This window comes from Haladaptatus sp. CMSO5 (genome assembly GCF_036689885.1).
Lineage (GTDB): Archaea > Halobacteriota > Halobacteria > Halobacteriales > Halococcaceae > QDMS2.
This window is the reverse complement of sequence record NZ_JBAHVW010000001.1, coordinates 413,950-428,750: the sequence shown is the minus strand read 5'-3', so window position 1 is coordinate 428,750 and position 14,801 is coordinate 413,950. Positions and strand designations below refer to the sequence as shown.

14 protein-coding genes and 1 tRNA gene are annotated in these 14,801 nt (G+C 59.8%); 9 read left to right on the top strand and 6 right to left on the bottom strand.

The window, feature by feature from the left end:
• Position 1 precedes the first annotated feature (1 nt).
• Complete coding sequence (locus V5N12_RS02225; RefSeq protein WP_332897525.1) at positions 2–643, bottom strand: Era-like GTP-binding protein; 642 nt, start codon at positions 641–643, stop codon at positions 2–4.
• A 1,502-nt stretch (positions 644–2,145) separates the two neighbouring features.
• Here V5N12_RS02225 and V5N12_RS02220 point away from each other — a divergent pair.
• Positions 2,146–3,651, top strand: a complete 1,506-nt coding sequence (locus V5N12_RS02220) for a Cdc6/Cdc18 family protein (RefSeq protein ID WP_332897524.1) — start codon at positions 2,146–2,148, stop codon at positions 3,649–3,651.
• Between the two features lie 39 nt (positions 3,652–3,690).
• On the opposite strand, the gene V5N12_RS02215 is transcribed toward V5N12_RS02220, so the two are convergent.
• The gene (locus tag V5N12_RS02215; RefSeq protein ID WP_332897523.1) at positions 3,691–4,398 is read right to left on the bottom strand and encodes a S26 family signal peptidase; all 708 of its coding nucleotides are present in this window, start codon (positions 4,396–4,398) and stop codon (positions 3,691–3,693) included.
• 92 nt (positions 4,399–4,490) lie between these two features.
• Here V5N12_RS02215 and V5N12_RS02210 point away from each other — a divergent pair, with 92 nt between their 5' ends.
• Positions 4,491–5,996 carry a DNA-directed DNA polymerase II small subunit gene (locus V5N12_RS02210; RefSeq protein ID WP_332897522.1) on the top strand — a complete coding sequence of 502 codons (1,506 nt, stop codon included), beginning with the start codon at positions 4,491–4,493 and terminating at the stop codon, positions 5,994–5,996.
• Here the strand turns inward: V5N12_RS02210 and V5N12_RS02205 are convergent.
• A complete protein-coding gene (locus V5N12_RS02205) occupies positions 5,989–6,375 on the bottom strand; it encodes a hypothetical protein (RefSeq protein WP_332897521.1) in 387 nt (128 codons plus the stop codon). The genes V5N12_RS02210 and V5N12_RS02205 overlap by 8 nt on opposite strands.
• Before the next feature lie 75 nt (positions 6,376–6,450).
• Here V5N12_RS02205 and V5N12_RS02200 point away from each other — a divergent pair, with 75 nt between their 5' ends.
• The 3 genes from V5N12_RS02200 to V5N12_RS02190 all read left to right on the top strand — a co-directional run bounded on the left by V5N12_RS02200 (position 6,451) and on the right by V5N12_RS02190 (position 10,256).
• Entirely contained in the window at positions 6,451–7,524 is a 1,074-nt protein-coding gene (locus V5N12_RS02200) for an ATPase domain-containing protein (RefSeq protein ID WP_332897520.1), read from the top strand.
• A gap of 99 nt (positions 7,525–7,623) precedes the next feature.
• Positions 7,624–8,799, top strand: coding sequence for an aspartate kinase (locus tag V5N12_RS02195; RefSeq protein WP_332897519.1), 1,176 nt, complete (start codon positions 7,624–7,626; stop codon positions 8,797–8,799).
• A 116-nt stretch (positions 8,800–8,915) separates the two neighbouring features.
• The gene (locus V5N12_RS02190) at positions 8,916–10,256 is read left to right on the top strand and encodes a tryptophanase (protein WP_332897518.1); all 1,341 of its coding nucleotides are present in this window, start codon (positions 8,916–8,918) and stop codon (positions 10,254–10,256) included.
• On the opposite strand, the gene V5N12_RS02185 is transcribed toward V5N12_RS02190, so the two are convergent.
• The gene (locus V5N12_RS02185) at positions 10,257–10,916 is read right to left on the bottom strand and encodes a metallophosphoesterase family protein (protein ID WP_332897517.1); all 660 of its coding nucleotides are present in this window, start codon (positions 10,914–10,916) and stop codon (positions 10,257–10,259) included.
• A 24-nt stretch (positions 10,917–10,940) separates the two neighbouring features.
• Complete coding sequence (locus V5N12_RS02180; RefSeq protein WP_332897516.1) at positions 10,941–11,513, bottom strand: IMP cyclohydrolase; 573 nt, start codon at positions 11,511–11,513, stop codon at positions 10,941–10,943.
• 134 nt (positions 11,514–11,647) lie between these two features.
• On the opposite strand from V5N12_RS02180, the gene V5N12_RS02175 reads away from it, so the two are divergent.
• From V5N12_RS02175 to V5N12_RS02160, 4 genes are all read left to right on the top strand, one after another.
• Positions 11,648–11,720, top strand: a tRNA-Gln gene (locus tag V5N12_RS02175).
• A gap of 353 nt (positions 11,721–12,073) precedes the next feature.
• Entirely contained in the window at positions 12,074–12,745 is a 672-nt protein-coding gene (locus V5N12_RS02170; protein ID WP_332897515.1) for a hypothetical protein, read from the top strand.
• Complete coding sequence (locus tag V5N12_RS02165) at positions 12,745–13,383, top strand: PH domain-containing protein (RefSeq protein ID WP_332897514.1); 639 nt, start codon at positions 12,745–12,747, stop codon at positions 13,381–13,383. The genes V5N12_RS02170 and V5N12_RS02165 overlap by 1 nt, the downstream gene beginning before the upstream one ends.
• A 148-nt stretch (positions 13,384–13,531) precedes the next feature.
• A complete protein-coding gene (locus tag V5N12_RS02160; protein ID WP_442904920.1) occupies positions 13,532–14,005 on the top strand; it encodes a MaoC family dehydratase in 474 nt (157 codons plus the stop codon).
• Here the strand turns inward: V5N12_RS02160 and V5N12_RS02155 are convergent.
• Complete coding sequence (locus V5N12_RS02155) at positions 14,002–14,763, bottom strand: enoyl-CoA hydratase/isomerase family protein (RefSeq protein ID WP_332897513.1); 762 nt, start codon at positions 14,761–14,763, stop codon at positions 14,002–14,004. The two genes, V5N12_RS02160 and V5N12_RS02155, sit on opposite strands and share 4 nt — an antisense overlap.
• Positions 14,764–14,801 lie beyond the last annotated feature (38 nt).

The window sequence follows — 14,801 nt, the reverse complement described above, 5'->3', positions numbered from 1 at the left end:
ATCACCCGAAGTAGTCCGAAATCTTGTCGTACACTTCGTCCATGTTCTCTCCTTCAAGCGCCGACAGTGGGATTGTCTCGTGTTGAGGGAACGCATTACGAATGCGCTGGACGTTCGATTCGTCTAAGTCCGTCTTGTTCGCGAGAATGAGCACCGGGAGCTTCTGGCTCTCGATGATGCCGATCAGCATCGTGTTCACCTGCGTGAATGGGTCGGTCGAGCTGTCGAGGACGTAGATGACGCCATCGACGTCTTCGCGCAGCCAGTGCATGGCCTCTGCGACGCCTTCGGTGGCCTCGCGGGAGCGACGAACCGCGTCGTCTTTCTCCATGTCGTGCTCTAAGAACTCCTTGTAATCGACCTTCGTCGTGACACCTGGCGTGTCCACGATGTCGATGGTCACGGACTTCCCGTTGCGCTTTATCTCGACGTTCTCTTTCCTCCGCGCGCGGCGCGTTTCGTGTGGAATGTGACTCTCCGGCCCGATGGCGTCGCCAGTCCAATCGCGAGCGATGCGATTTGCGAGCGTCGTCTTGCCCGCGTTTGGCGGCCCATAGATGCCAATGCGTTTCGGCTCAGAGCCGGAGAACAACTGATCTGTAACTCGTGAGATGCTATCTCGTAATTCGGCAAATAATCCCATCCTATTCTCCCGCTCCCTCGGAATATATCGTAGTCAAGGGTGCTTCTGAACATAGAAGCACTCTGAACTCACTTAAGCGTGCGTCAGACATGTGTCTGGATTTATAGACAATCGACGGACGGTGGCCTCAAGGGTGTTTCGGTGTCCCAAACGAGACGGCGCGATGGCCACGGAATCGGGAGAATACGCCGCTCAGGCGGGTTTCCACTCGAAATGAGGGGGTTCTGGTGAGTATATGTCTTAATTCTGTTTTGACTGACTGTTGACCAGTCGTTGAGCCATGAGCGAAGTGAGTGGGGCTGCGATACTTGCCGCGAAAAACAGCTAGGTCGAGTGGCACACGACAGTGTGGGGGCACAACACACCCGACTCCACCTGAACTAGACGGGGTGGCGCACCGGATTTCTAGTGATTGTTAATGGAGTGGGCGAGAATAGGGAATATGAATTGTGGAGGAAAGAGCGTTCTCAGCCAGCAAATCAAGCGGTTAGCCGATGTCGAAGTGAAGCGAAGACAGGAATCTATCCCCCCACCCCTTTGTTTCGAGTGGAGCGACCCGAGTGGGTGAGGATGGACTGGTCAGTTCCAGTTAATTCCACTAGCACCAACACAACAAACAGCACGACTTTCTCTACTACGGTTGTGGTTGAACTATCTATCATATAAAGATACCTCTTTATAGAGACTCCCGCTCGACCCCCTCCCCTCCTTTTTCTCGTTCCACCGGAAACAAAGGGGTGGGGGGCATCCCTTCCCGGCTGACCACTCGTCCATCTCCAGTGACATCTTCACTGACCTCCTCACAGACGAACCACTAGCCTGCCCTCGAACCGACCATGTCACACACTCACAAGACTCGGATTATCCTAGATTCTCTTCTAGCACTTCATCATTCAACCCCTTCTCTTCTAGTGCAACCTAGTCTCACTAGAGAAACTGCAACCACAACCCCTCTGTTTCCGGTCGAACCATGCTGTTTCTGTGGTCAAATCTCGGGTGCGCGGTCGAGACGGGTCACCACAACTGACTCGGGCACGAATCCATCACTCCACGACCAACCGGAGATATTCACCTGTTTCCGACCCCGACCTTCGTTTCACCTCCAGACCCTATTCGAGCGTGTCAGCCGGACCGTTCGGTCGTCGATTCTGTTGGCACTCACCCGTCTAGTTCACTTGTTCTCGTCTCTCGCGGGCAGGTGATCGGCGGCTCACAACTGATTGCGGGCCGTTCGAGTTGAAACACCACCCTTCAGGCTCACTACTTACTGCCAATCCAAAATCCATCCAGAGTGAGGCGCTGTCAGCCGATTTACGTCGATTTCCACCAGTTCAGTCCTCCGCAAAGCACAACCTTTAATAGATATTCTACCTCTGGTTCGTCTGCATCAAGTGGACGTGCGAACACGAATCTACTCGCCGGAAAGGCGTCTCTAGGGCGGCTGCGGGCTTCTCTCCCGGGCCGTCGTATCAGTTCCACCCGAAAGATAGGGGAGATAATCGATGGCACCTGACGAAACACACACGGATGGCGGTACTGACGACACAGACACCAGTCGAGAGTTCGACGTGGATTTAGACGACGTCGTCTTAGACGACCACGGCCTCGAAGACCCGGAAGAGGCGTCACAAGGGCTGTTTGACGACCTCTTGAGCGGTGAGCCAATCTTCGAGAACAAGGAGGTGCTCCGCCCGTCGTACACGCCGCACAAACTCCCCCACCGTGTAGAGCAGATCAACAACATGGCGACGATTCTCGTCGCCGCACTGCGCGGGGAGACGCCGTCTAACATCCTCATCTACGGCAAAACCGGAACCGGCAAGACGGCGAGTGCGAAGTTCGTCTCGAAAGAACTCGAAACCACCTCACAGAAGTACGAAGTGCCGTGTGAGGTCGAGTACATCAACTGCGAGGTGACCGACACCCAGTATCGCGTGCTCGCGCAGCTCGCGAACAAGTTCATCGAGAAAAACGAGCAGGTCATCGAAGACAAACTCGACCGCTTGGAGTCGTTGCGCGAGCGCGCGGCCGATGACTCTGCGGCACTCGAAGAGACTCGGTTTGCCTCGCTCGACGCGCTCGACGAGCGCCTGTCGGTACTCGAAGACGACCTCGCGTCGTTCGAGCCCGTGCCGATGACCGGGTGGCCAACCGACCGCGTCTACACCACCTTCTTCGAAGCCGTCGATTACAACGAGCGCGTCGTCGTCATCATGCTCGACGAAATCGACAAACTCGTCGAGAAATCCGGCGATGACACCCTCTACAATCTCTCGCGGATGAACTCGGAACTCGACAACTCCCGCATCTCGATTATCGGCATCTCGAACGACCTCAAGTTCACCGACTTCCTCGACCCGCGCGTGAAATCCTCGCTTGGCGAAGAAGAAATCGTCTTCCCGCCGTACGACGCGAATCAACTGCGCGACATCCTCCAACACCGGGCGGACGTGTCGTTCAAGCCCGACTCACTTTCTGACGACGTGATTCCACTGTGTGCGGCGTTCGCCGCCCAGGAACACGGTGACGCACGCCGCGCGCTCGACCTGCTTCGGACGGCGGGCGAACTCGCAGAGCGCGACCAGATAGACCGCGTAGAGGAGAAACACGTCCGCAAAGCCCAGGACAAAATCGAACTCGACCGCGTGGTCGAAGTCGTCCGCACCCTTCCAACGCAGTCGAAACTCGTACTCTTCTCGACTATCATGCTCGAGAAAAACGGCGTCCACAACATCAACACGGGCGAGGTGTACAACATTTACAAGCGCCTGTGTGGCGAAATCGACGCCGACATCCTCACTCAGCGCCGCGTCACCGACCTCATCAGCGAACTCGACATGCTCGGCATCGTAAACGCCGTCGTCGTGAGCAAGGGGCGCTACGGCCGCACGAAAGAAATCAGCTTGTCTGTGCCAATCGACGAAACGGAAGCTGTCCTCCTCTCAGATTCGCGCCTCAGCGAGATAGGCGACGTCCAACCGTTCGTCCAAGCGCGGTTCGATAACTAAGCAAGCGAGTCCGAAGCAAAAACGGGTTTTACAGACTGCTCAGGCGAACAGCCGTGGCCGTCCGAATGCAACCATCCCGCCGAACAGCGAGAACGTCTCTGAAACCCACAGCCGGATGTTGCCGAGAATCGGGATGCGGAACTCCGCGGTGCCAATCACCCACGACGGGCGGACGGGGTTCTGGTTGCCGACTTGGTCGTAGATGCTGTTTGCGTCGCCTTTCGTGACGAAGCCGTCATTCGGGGCAGGGCAGTGGGCGAGTTGCTCGCAGTTTTGTGCCCCTTGGATGTAGTCGGGGTTCGCCTTGGTGTACCAGTTTTCGCTCTCGTTTACGTGGAACATCGCCCGGTGGATAATCGGGGTCGTTCCGCTGTTGCCGTTGGGCTGGAACACGATGACGTCGCCGTAGTTGTTGAATTTGACGTACTCCGTGTGTGCGCCAATGGCGTTGGTCACAACCCCCGTTTCGTCGTAGGCTTCACCCGCCGCAAAGCGGTGTTCTTCCATCACGAATACGAGGTCGCCCGTCATCATGTTGGGCTCCATACTACCACTTTCGACGGCGACCATCGGCGGCCAGATGCCGCTCACGGCGAACAAGATGAGCCCGACGAGGACGACTGCGCCCACGCTCACGAGCAGTTCGCGGGCGTAGGCAACCCCCTCGTGGTCGGTGGTTGCAAGCCATCGAAGCCATCCGACGACTCCGGACGGCTCTTCGTCGGGTCGGTCACCCGGGACACTCATTAGCGGTCGTTCGCAGGGTGGTCGTTTCAACGTTTGGCTTTGATCCGCTAGTGGTTCGCTATACTTTTGGCACTCCCCGAAGACAGACAGATGTGCCTTTAGAGAGCGACGCCCGCGTCGTCAGCGAACTCGTCAGCCGGGGATACAACGCTGAACGCGAAGCGGTCACCCTCATCGCGAGTTCGGCCGATCCGACGCGCACGCTCACTCTTGCGCTCGATACGCTCCCTGCGGATGCGCTCAAACTCACCGCCGCCCACGTCCGGGCTATCCTCGACCAGAGTGACCCCTCTGCTTCCACTGCAGATGTGCAGACTGCGGTCGATAGTGTCTCGGATTCGACTCCAGTCGAAACCGCGCCCGAAGCGTTCGAGCGGACGGTCGACCACTCGCTTCGCTCGCTTCAGATTGCGAACGATATGACCGGCGAGAGCACCGGAACGGGGCGATACGAGGACTTCGTCGCCGTGTTTCGCGACCGTTACGAGCGGCTGTCTGCAAAACTCCGCTCGCGCGTGAACCACCGCACGACGCGCGCGCTCAAGTCCATGCCCGGAAACAGCGAGGCGGGCATCATCGGGATGGTCAGTGACGTGCGTTCGACCGCCAACGGCCACTGGATAATCGAGCTTGAGGACACGAACGGCGTGTTCCCGTGTCTCGTGATGAAAGACCGACCGCTCGCAGACCTCGTCGACGAGATTTTACTCGACGAAGTCATCGCCGTGGACGGAACGCTCTCTGACGACGCAGGTATCTTGTTTGTCGAATCGCTCTACTTCCCGGACATCCCGCGCACCCACAAGCCCTCGACCGCAGACCGCCACGTACAGGCGGCGCTCATCAGCGACGTGCACGTCGGCAGCCAGGAGTTCATGGCCGACGCGTGGAGTGATTTCGCCCACTGGCTCCACACCGAGGAGGCAGAACACGTCGAGTATCTGTGTATCGCGGGCGACATGGTGGAGGGCGTCGGCATCTACCCGAATCAGGACGAGGAACTCACCATTATCGACATCTACGACCAGTACGAGGAGTTCTCTGAGTACCTGAAGGAGGTGCCCGGCGATATGGAAATCGTGATGATTCCGGGCAATCACGACGCGGTGCGCCTCGCAGAACCCCAACCCGGGTTTTCCGACGAACTCAGAGATATTATGACCGCCCACGACGCACAGATTGCGTCGAACCCCTCCGTCGTCACGCTCGAAGGCGTGTCCGTGTTGATGTACCACGGCGTGTCACTCGACGAGGTCATCGCAGAACTTCCCGCGGACAAAGCCAGCTACGAAGAGCCACACAAGGCGATGTACCAACTCCTGAAAAAGCGCCACGTCGCGCCACAGTACGGCGGTCACACGCGGGTTGCACCCGAAGAGAAGGACTATCTCGTCATCGACGAAGTCCCGGACATCTTCCACACCGGTCACGTCCACAAACTCGGCTACGGAATGTACCACAACGTGCTTGCGCTCAACAGCGGCTGTTGGCAGGCACAGACGGATTTCCAGAAAAGTGTGAACATCAACCCGGACTCCGGCTTCGCGCCTATCGTCGACTTAGACACGCTCGAAATGACGATTCGCTCGTTCAATTAGGGTCTTTGCGAAACTTGACCGTCGGCACTGAATCGAATCGTGGCCCCCTCCCAACGCGGCTGAACCCGACGCTGTCTGCGGCATCAAGAATCGGGTTTTGGTCTTCCGGCACGAGGAGTTCGACGCTCATCTGCTCTTTGGTCGCGAATCTGAGCGGTTCGTCGAGCAATCGTTTTGCGACGGTCATTTCACCCGAGAGTTGGGTGACGTACACGGTTTGTTGTTCTGCGTCGAAGCTCACGAACCCGATGATGTCGCCTTCGTCCTCTGCGACGCGCACACTGCGGTCGTGAATCAGGTTCCGCATGACATCGCTTGGCGAACCGGTCATTTCTGCCAGTGTGCCTGCATCGTCTTCGACGGCGTCCCGCACGTCCATAGCCCTCAGTTCGCATGGAGATACATTAAATCCCTGACCCGGTTGGTTCTTGTCGCCTCGCTCCGTAGGATTGTCATGGTAGATGATACCACTGGGCATGCTGAGGAGCAGGAGCCGCGGTGTGATTTCTGCCGCCATCTCATCCCGGAGACACCGGTCGTGGCCAGTGTTGAGGAGTCTGAGTACCAATTTTGCTCTCAGGCGTGTCGTGAGGCGCTCGAAACGAGCGCGTACGTTTTCACCGAATCTCACGGCTTCATGTGGTTCGACCCCGGCGTGTCTGCACTCAACACCAGTCTTCCACAGGGCGCACCACGCAACGCTTTCGTCCTTCTGTCGGGGCCTGCGGGCACCCGTGACCGTGCGTTGCAGGCCGAACTCATCTGGCGCACCCTCCAACGGGACGAATCCGCGATTATCGTGAGCTTTCAGGAACCGCCCGGCTCGATTGTCCAGCAGTTTCTCACTTTCGAGTGGAACGTCCTGCCCTACTTAGAGCGCGACCAACTCCACATCCTCGATTGTTTCACCTACCGGCTCTCGACGCGAGCACGGATGTACGAGCGCATGAACGAGTGGAACCAACACCTCCACCGCGTCGCAGAGAAGGCGACGACGACCATCCGCGACCCGACGGACATAGACGAGGTGACGAACAAACTCGACAACTGCCTCGAAAACCACAACCTCGTGGACTCGGGGCTTGTGCTCATCGACTCGCTCACCGAGTTCGGTGCGCTCGTCCAACCCGTCAGAGCCTACGAGTTCGTCCGCACGATTCGCGCAGACGTGTGCAAAGGCCGGTTCGTCCCCGTCTACGCCGGGGCGACGGTCGTCACCGAGGAATCGCTGTTCCCCCACGACTTGGCGTACGCCGTCGATGGCGTTATCGACCTGCGGCTCACCGAAAAACTCGTCCCAGAAACGCTGTTAAAGCAGATTCGCATCCGCAAGATGAACGGCGTGCTCGTCATCCCCGAGTGGCACACCTACGAGTACACCTCCGGGCTTGGCATGGTGACGTTCGACCCCGAAGAAGAGCAAGCAAAGAGCGCGGCGAAGGCGACAGAAACCGACGAAAACACACCTGACCATGCAGACGCCGAAACTGACGACCAGCACACCGATCGGCCCGACGATACGGGCTAAATGTGACAGACGGCAAGCATTCGGAGGATGAACAAGGTTATCTCGCGCGACTCATAAAGAGGGTCCAATGAGTCACGTTCACACGCATACGGTGGTAGCATGCGCGTAGTTGCAAAGTTCGGCGGCACCAGCCTCGGCAGCGGTGACCGAATCAATCGAGCAGCCGATTCGATAGCGGCTGCAGTGGCTGCGGGCCACGAAATCGCCGTCGTCGCGAGCGCGATGGGATCTACGACGGACGACCTGCTCGACGAAATCACGTTCGAAGCCGGTGAGGCAGACCGCGCAGAAATCGTGAGTATGGGCGAGCGCACCAGCGTCCGAATGCTGAAAGCCGCCCTCACTGCCCGCGGCGTCAATGCAGTGTTTCTCGAACCCGGCAGCGAGGGCTGGCCAATCATCACCGACGAACACGGCGAGGTGGACGTAGACGTCACGAAAGCAAACGCCGAAGCACTCGCAAAAACGATGGACGATGTCGTCCCCGTCATCACGGGCTTTCTCGCCCAAGACCACGCGGGCAACGTCACCACGCTCGGCCGCGGTGGCAGTGACACGACAGCGGTGATGCTCGGCAAGTACACCGGCGCAGACCAGGTCGTCATCGTCACCGACGTCGAAGGCGTCATGACCGGTGACCCACGCGTCGTCGAAGGCGCACGCAACGTCTCCCAGATTACGGTCGACGAGCTGCGCGACCTCTCGTTTCGCGGCGCTGAAGTCGTCGCCCCGAGCGCGCTCACCTACAAAGACGAGAACTTAGACGTTCGCGTCGTCCACTACCAACACGGTGACCTCCTCTCTGGCGGGACGAGCATCGAAGGCCAGTTCGAGAACATCATCGACCTGCGCGAGACGCGCCTCGCGTGCATCACGGTCGCCGGGCGTTCGATTCGTAATAAGCCCGGGATTCTCGCCACGCTCTCACAGACGCTTGGCGAGGCGGACATCAACATCGACGCCGTCGCAAGCGGCATGGACTCGGTGACGTTCTACATCGCCGCAGACCGGGCATCTGAGGCAGAAAAAGTGCTTCACGAGTGCGTTGTCGAAGAAGAACTGTTGTCGAGCGTGACGGTCGAAGACGACATCGCGGTCATCCGCGTCACCGGCGGTCTGATGAGCGAACCCGGCGTCGTCCGCGATATCATCGGCCCGCTCGCCGACGCGCACATCTCGATTCACGACATCATCACGAGCGCCTCGTCCGTCGGCGTGTTCGTCGATTGGGACGTTCGAGAGTCCGCGCTCAAGGCCATCCAGTCTGACTTCTGAGCCGCCTCGAATTGTAGACAGCAGTACCCAAATTTGCGCATTGCCTCCCACCGAGACGCGGGAGTGTTCACTGTTGAATGCGTGAAATTATGGTGCTCCCTGTGCCCTTTCTTGCCATGACTGCGTACAAATCGAAGATGGTAGAGCCGATTCACCTGCCATCACGCGAGGTTCGAGAGGAAAATCTCGAACGCGCTGGCTACAACATGTTCAACCTCCCCTCAGAAGACGTGTACATCGACCTGCTCACCGACTCGGGCACGGGCACGATGAGCGCGAAACAGTGGGCGGCGATGATGCTCGGTGACGAAGCCTACGCCGGTAGCCGGAGCTTCGACAACCTCCAAGACGCCGTCTCTGACGTGATGGGCATGGAGTACGTCGTCCCGACCCACCAAGGACGCGGCGCAGAGAACGTCCTCTACGGGACGCTCCTCGAAGCCGGCGACGTCGTCCCGAACAACACGCACTTCGACACGACGCGCGCCCACGTCGCAAACGCCGGTGCAGAAGCCGTTGACTGCCCCGTAGACGGCGCGATGGAGCTGCAATCGGACGAGCCGTTCAAGGGCAACTTCGACCTCGACAAGGGCTGGGCCGTGGTCGAAGAACACGGCGAAGACGCCGTCCCCGTCGTCATCCTCACCATCACCAACAACTCGACGGCCGGCCAGCCGGTGAGCATGGAAAACATCCGCGCCGTCAGCGAGTTCGCAGCCGACATCGACGCCACGTTCGTCATGGACGCCTGCCGATTCGCCGAAAACGCCTACTTTATCCAGCAGCGCGAGGCCGACTACGCGAACCACTCGGTCGCAGAAATCGCCCGCGAGGAACTCTCCTACGCCGACGCGCTCGTCATGAGCGGGAAGAAAGACGCGCTCGTGAACATCGGCGGCTTCGTCGCCTGCCGCGATGAGACTCTCTTCGAACACGCCCGCCAGCGCGCCATCCTCTATGAGGGCTTTTCGACCTACGGCGGCCTCGCCGGACGCGATATTGAAGCCATGGCACAGGGGCTTCGCGAGGCGGTCACGCAGGAGTACATCGAATCGCGCGTCGGCCAAGTCCAGGAACTCGCCACGCTTCTCGATGCGGCTGACCTCCCCGTCTACCTCCCCGCAGGCGGCCACGCCGTCTACCTCGACGCAGAAGGCTTCTTCCCGCACATCCCGCTCGGCCAGTTCCCCGGACAGGCGCTCGCCTGCGAACTCTACCGCGAGGGCGGCGTCCGCGGCGTCGAACTCGGGAGCTTTGCCTTCCCCGGCACCAACCGCCCGGAACTCGTCCGCCTCGCCATCCCGCGGCGCACCTACCACCGCGAACACTTAGAGCACATCGCAGACACTGTCGCAGGCGTCTACGAGCGACGCGACTCGGTGTCGGGGCTCGAAATCGTCTCTGAACCGCCGATGAAAGAACTGCGCCACTTCTCTGCGGAACTCCGCCCGGTCTGATTATCGACCGCGGCGCAGTCGGGTGGCGATATCTTCTGGCAGTCCGACTGCGTTCACTTTCTCCTCGACCGCGTCGATGTCGTAGCTGACGCGCCGTTCATCGACGCTCATTGTTTCCACATCGACCACGGCAAAGGCGGCGCGCGGGTCGCCGTCGCGGGGCTGGCCGACGCTGCCGGGATTCAACACGACTCCCTCCTCGAAGGTGCGGTGGCCCTGGACGTGGGTGTGGCCGGTCACGAGCACGTCCTCGCCGCGGAGCATCGCGGCGTCGAACAGGTCGGGGTAGGTGTAGCGGTCGGGGTCGTCCGGGTGGCCGTGGACGAGTTTCACTCGCCCAGCACACTCGGTGCGCGTTGGTGGGAGGGCGGCAAGCCACTCGAACTGGTCGCTCGACAGGACACGCGCTGCGTAGCGCACCCCCGCCCGGGCCATCCCGTTGAAGTGGTCGGTCGTGCCGGTCACGACGGCGCGGTCGTGGTTGCCCATAATCGAGACACAGTCGTTCGCTCTGAGCAGGTCGATACATTCGCCGGGCCACGGGTTGTAGCCGACCACGTCACCAGCACAGACGAGCGCATCGACCGCGGGCATCGCCTCCATGACGGCTTCTAAGGCGACGAGGTTGCTGTGTACGTCAGCGATGACGCCGAGTTTCATACTGAAAAAAGGTGACGCGAGGGTTTAGTTCCCGTTCTCGATGGCCGTCTCGAACCCGCTTTCGGTGCGGGCGACGGCGGCGGCACAGACAGCGTGTTCTAAGTCCGCGTCGTAGACGGCTTTCGCGGCTTCTGTGGCGACTTTGGTGTTGAACGGGTAGGATTCGGGGGTGTCGCTCTCGTAGGTGGCGACGAGAGTCGGTTCGGCCACTTCTTTCACGATGAGCGCGTCGCTGCGGACGGTGCCGATGTAACTTCGCTCGCCTACGGTGCCGGCGATGCGCGGGGTGTTGTAGCTGTCTTTCTCGTAGTCCATCGCCAGGAGGGCTTCCACGAGTGCGTCGCGGGCGGGGTAGCCGCGTTCGATTTTCTCGGTGATAGGGTCTACGTGCGATCCGTTGCCGACGACGGCGGTGTCGCCCGCGATGCGCAGGCAGTTGTACGAGACGTAGGGGTTGTCCGTCGGTTCTGCGTCGGCGGTTGGGGCGACGGTGAGCGTCCCCTCACGGTCTACGACCTGGCGGTTCGGAAACGAGCGGGAGGAAACGCGATACGCACCGATGTCTGGCCCGATGACGATGAATCGTCCAACGTACATACACGGTACTGCATAGGTTGGGCATAAGTAGCCGTCGATATATGCACGTTCGTCCGTGCGAAACCCACTGACACACCGCGGACGAACGCGCAACGCTTACAAAGGGGCACAGTCTACCGATGTGTGCAGCAAGGAGTCCCATGGGGTAGTGGCCAATCCTGTCAGCTTCTGGGGCTGACGACCGCAGTTCGAATCTGCGTGGGACTATTTCGAATCGCGCTCTCGTTCTCTCGAGACTCGCCCGACCCGCGGTTGCAGGGCACGTCCTCACGAACTCGCGCCCCTGAGCCCGCGGCCTCCCCGTGCGAGTGCGAACCCCCTTATTTCGAGTGTAAAACGCCCTGAATATCGCCTATCTGCATTCTCGTGTCTTGTGAATACGTAACGCTGCGCAGTCGAAAATATGGTTTTGGTGCCACGACTTTGCGTGACTTTCCCACGCAAACAGTTTTCGATGGTTCTGACGTATCTAGTGGGGAACAACAGTGCTTCGAGGGGCGGTGAGACGACTGTATCGTCCGCTGATAGGTGTACTGGTCGTTGGAATAGCACTCAGCGTCGTGGTGGCTCCGGTCGCCGCACAGGATGATGACGTTCTGTTCATCTACCAAAGTCACCACCTCACGGTGTGGCTCTCGGGTGACGCGCTCGTCCACGATGGCGATGGGTTCACGACGCGCACAGACGGCGTGCCGTACGTCCATTCGTCTGAAGGCTTTTTCATCATCTACGAGTTCGACGCCGACCCTGGCTACGACTACTACTTCCTCTGCTTGGCGACCGATACCTACGCAGAAAGCTGTACCGACTGGGTGATAGTGAACGATGGCAACTCCTACACCGCGTGGTACACCGTCTCACCGGACAGTTTCGGCTACGGCGAGGAGCTGTTCAACCTCACACTCTCGCGGTGGAACCCCGCAACAGAGCAGGTCGAGTATGTCGATAACATCTGGTTCTACGTCGATTTCATCCCCGAAACCGTGCCGACCGAACAGTCGACCGTCGTCGTGACCGAGAGCCAGAACACGCCCCAGCCCACGAGTGAGGCCGTGACCACCGAATCGTTCGGGGCGGAGGCAACCGCAAGCCGGTCGTCGAACGACCTCGCAGAAGACCGGGGCTTCCTGAGTAGCGGCGACCGCGGACTGACCGACCCCGAAACGCTCGCCATCATCGGGCTGGTCGTCTCCATCATCGGCGTGCTGGTCGAACTCACGAGGGGGCGCTGATGGCCCGCGGCGCACCGCTCATCTGGAGCGTGCTCATCTCCCTGCCGTTTCTCATCGGCGGTGGGCGGATTCTACTCGGCATGACCACCCTCGTCTACCCGCAACTGCTCGGCTGGGCGCTGGTGGTGTTTGGCCTCATCATCGTCGCCATCGGCGCGTACGTCCAGCGGACGGCCCCAGCCGCGGTGCAACTCAGCGCCAACGAGTACATCATCGACCGACGCCATCCGACTCAGCGCGTCGCGACCGTCCGGCTCACCGGTGGCTTCGTCTTTCTCTCGGTTGCGACGTATCTCACCTACTTCACCCAAGAGCCGCTCGTCTACCCGCTCGTGGCGCTCATCCTCGGGCTGGTGTTGTTCTCACAGGGGCTGTTCACCTACTGGGCGAACTCGCTTACGACCTACTACCTGACCAACGAGCGAGTCATCAGCGAGTACCGATTCCTCTCGCTCGTCCGCAAGGAACTCCCGCTTTCTAAGGTCAGGGGGATCCAAGAGAACCGGTCGCTGCTCGAAACCGTCGTCGGACTCGGAAACGTCCAAATCGCCGCCGGCGGGAGTGGGCACCTCGAAATCATTCTTCGCAACGTCCGCGACTCGACCGGCTTCGCAGACCACCTGCGCGAACTCATCTAACGTGGTACGCGTTCTCGAACCCCTTCATTTCGACTGCAACCCCTCGTAGCTGGCCGTTCTGGCTATTTTTCGACCGTTCATCGACTGAAACGGCCACAGTTCCAGTGGAAACAAAGGGGTAGTGAGTTACCACATCCCACATGTTTAGGTGCGCAAGGCGAGAAGCGACTGCTACATGATTCCCGCCTCCTTCGAGGAGTTCGAACCGGGGCAGACCTTCGAATTCGGCAGTCACACGCTCACCGAAGCCGAAATCATTGAGTTTGCAGAGGAGTACGACCCCCAGCCATTCCACGTCAGTGCCGAAGCAGCCGCGGACACGATGTTCGGCGGCCTCATCGCAAGCGGGTGGCAGACCTGTTCGGTGACGATGCGCTTGCTCGTCGATAACTTCATGAACAAAACCGCGAGCCTCGGTGCGGCCGGTGTCGATGAACTGCGCTGGCTCCAACCGGTCAGACCGGGCGACACCCTCTCTGTGCGTATCGAAGTGCTCGAAACCTCGCCCGCAGAAAACGACCCGACGCGCGGGAACGTCACCTACGAACTCTCGACGTACAATCAAAACGACGAAAAGGTGCTATCGATGAAAGCCCTCGGAATGATTGGCCGAGACGCCTAACGGTCTAAAAAGTCCGTAACGAGCTTTTGGGTCTCGTCTTCTTGATACGCCGTGAGCGCGTGATGAAGCGCCTGATTCATCGATTCATCGAGATTGAGCGGGCGCACCGAGTGCACCTGACGCTTTGCGATGCCGAGCACGTAGGTCGGTTTCTCTGCGAGCGTGTCCTCTAAGTCTGCGACCATCGCATCGAACTCGCCTGCGTCTGCGACCTGTTCGACGAGGCCTACGTCGTAGGCCCGGTCTGCGTCGATGTTCTTGCCCGTCATGATGAGCCACTTGGTCATCCCCTCGCCAATCATGCCGGGGAGCTTCTGTGACCCGCCTAAATCCATGGCGAGACCGACGTTCGCTTCAGGGAGGCCGAACTGCGCCCGGTGGCTCGCCACGCGAATATCACAGGCAAGCGTGAGTTCGAGGCCGCCGCCGAGCGCGTAGCCGTCGATGGCGGCGACGATGGGCGCGTCGAGCGCCTCAAGGGTTCTGAGCGCATCGTGGACGACTTCGAGGTTGTCGCGCACGTCGATTGGCTTCTGCTCTGCCCACTCAGGGACACCGGACATGTCCACACCCGCAGAGAAGTGGTCGCCCGCACCGCGAATCGTCACCACGTCTACGTCCTCGTCTGCTAACTCCCGAAACAGCGCGCGCAGTTCGACGAACATCTCGCCGGTCATCGCGTTCAGTTTCTCCGGGCGATTCAGCGTTACCGTGACACGACCAGCATCGTGCTCCACGAGAAGTGTCTCGTATGCCATTGATACACAGTCACTCGCTTCCGGTGCAAAGTAGTTGC

What these genes read in the sequence shown, in the direction of transcription:
- V5N12_RS02225 (WP_332897525.1), bottom strand. Translation starts at nt 643, where the DNA reads ATGGGATTATTTGCCGAATTACGAGATAGCATCTCACGAGTTACAGAT.
- V5N12_RS02200 (WP_332897520.1), top strand. Translation starts at nt 6,451, where the DNA reads ATGGTAGATGATACCACTGGGCATGCTGAGGAGCAGGAGCCGCGGTGT.
- V5N12_RS02165 (WP_332897514.1), top strand. Translation starts at nt 12,745, where the DNA reads ATGGCCCGCGGCGCACCGCTCATCTGGAGCGTGCTCATCTCCCTGCCG.
- V5N12_RS02185 (WP_332897517.1), bottom strand. Translation starts at nt 10,916, where the DNA reads ATGAAACTCGGCGTCATCGCTGACGTACACAGCAACCTCGTCGCCTTA.
- V5N12_RS02215 (WP_332897523.1), bottom strand. Translation starts at nt 4,398, where the DNA reads ATGAGTGTCCCGGGTGACCGACCCGACGAAGAGCCGTCCGGAGTCGTC.
- V5N12_RS02155 (WP_332897513.1), bottom strand. Translation starts at nt 14,763, where the DNA reads ATGGCATACGAGACACTTCTCGTGGAGCACGATGCTGGTCGTGTCACG.
- V5N12_RS02190 (WP_332897518.1), top strand. Translation starts at nt 8,916, where the DNA reads ATGACTGCGTACAAATCGAAGATGGTAGAGCCGATTCACCTGCCATCA.
- V5N12_RS02180 (WP_332897516.1), bottom strand. Translation starts at nt 11,513, where the DNA reads ATGTACGTTGGACGATTCATCGTCATCGGGCCAGACATCGGTGCGTAT.
- V5N12_RS02195 (WP_332897519.1), top strand. Translation starts at nt 7,624, where the DNA reads ATGCGCGTAGTTGCAAAGTTCGGCGGCACCAGCCTCGGCAGCGGTGAC.
- V5N12_RS02205 (WP_332897521.1), bottom strand. Translation starts at nt 6,375, where the DNA reads ATGGACGTGCGGGACGCCGTCGAAGACGATGCAGGCACACTGGCAGAA.
- V5N12_RS02220 (WP_332897524.1), top strand. Translation starts at nt 2,146, where the DNA reads ATGGCACCTGACGAAACACACACGGATGGCGGTACTGACGACACAGAC.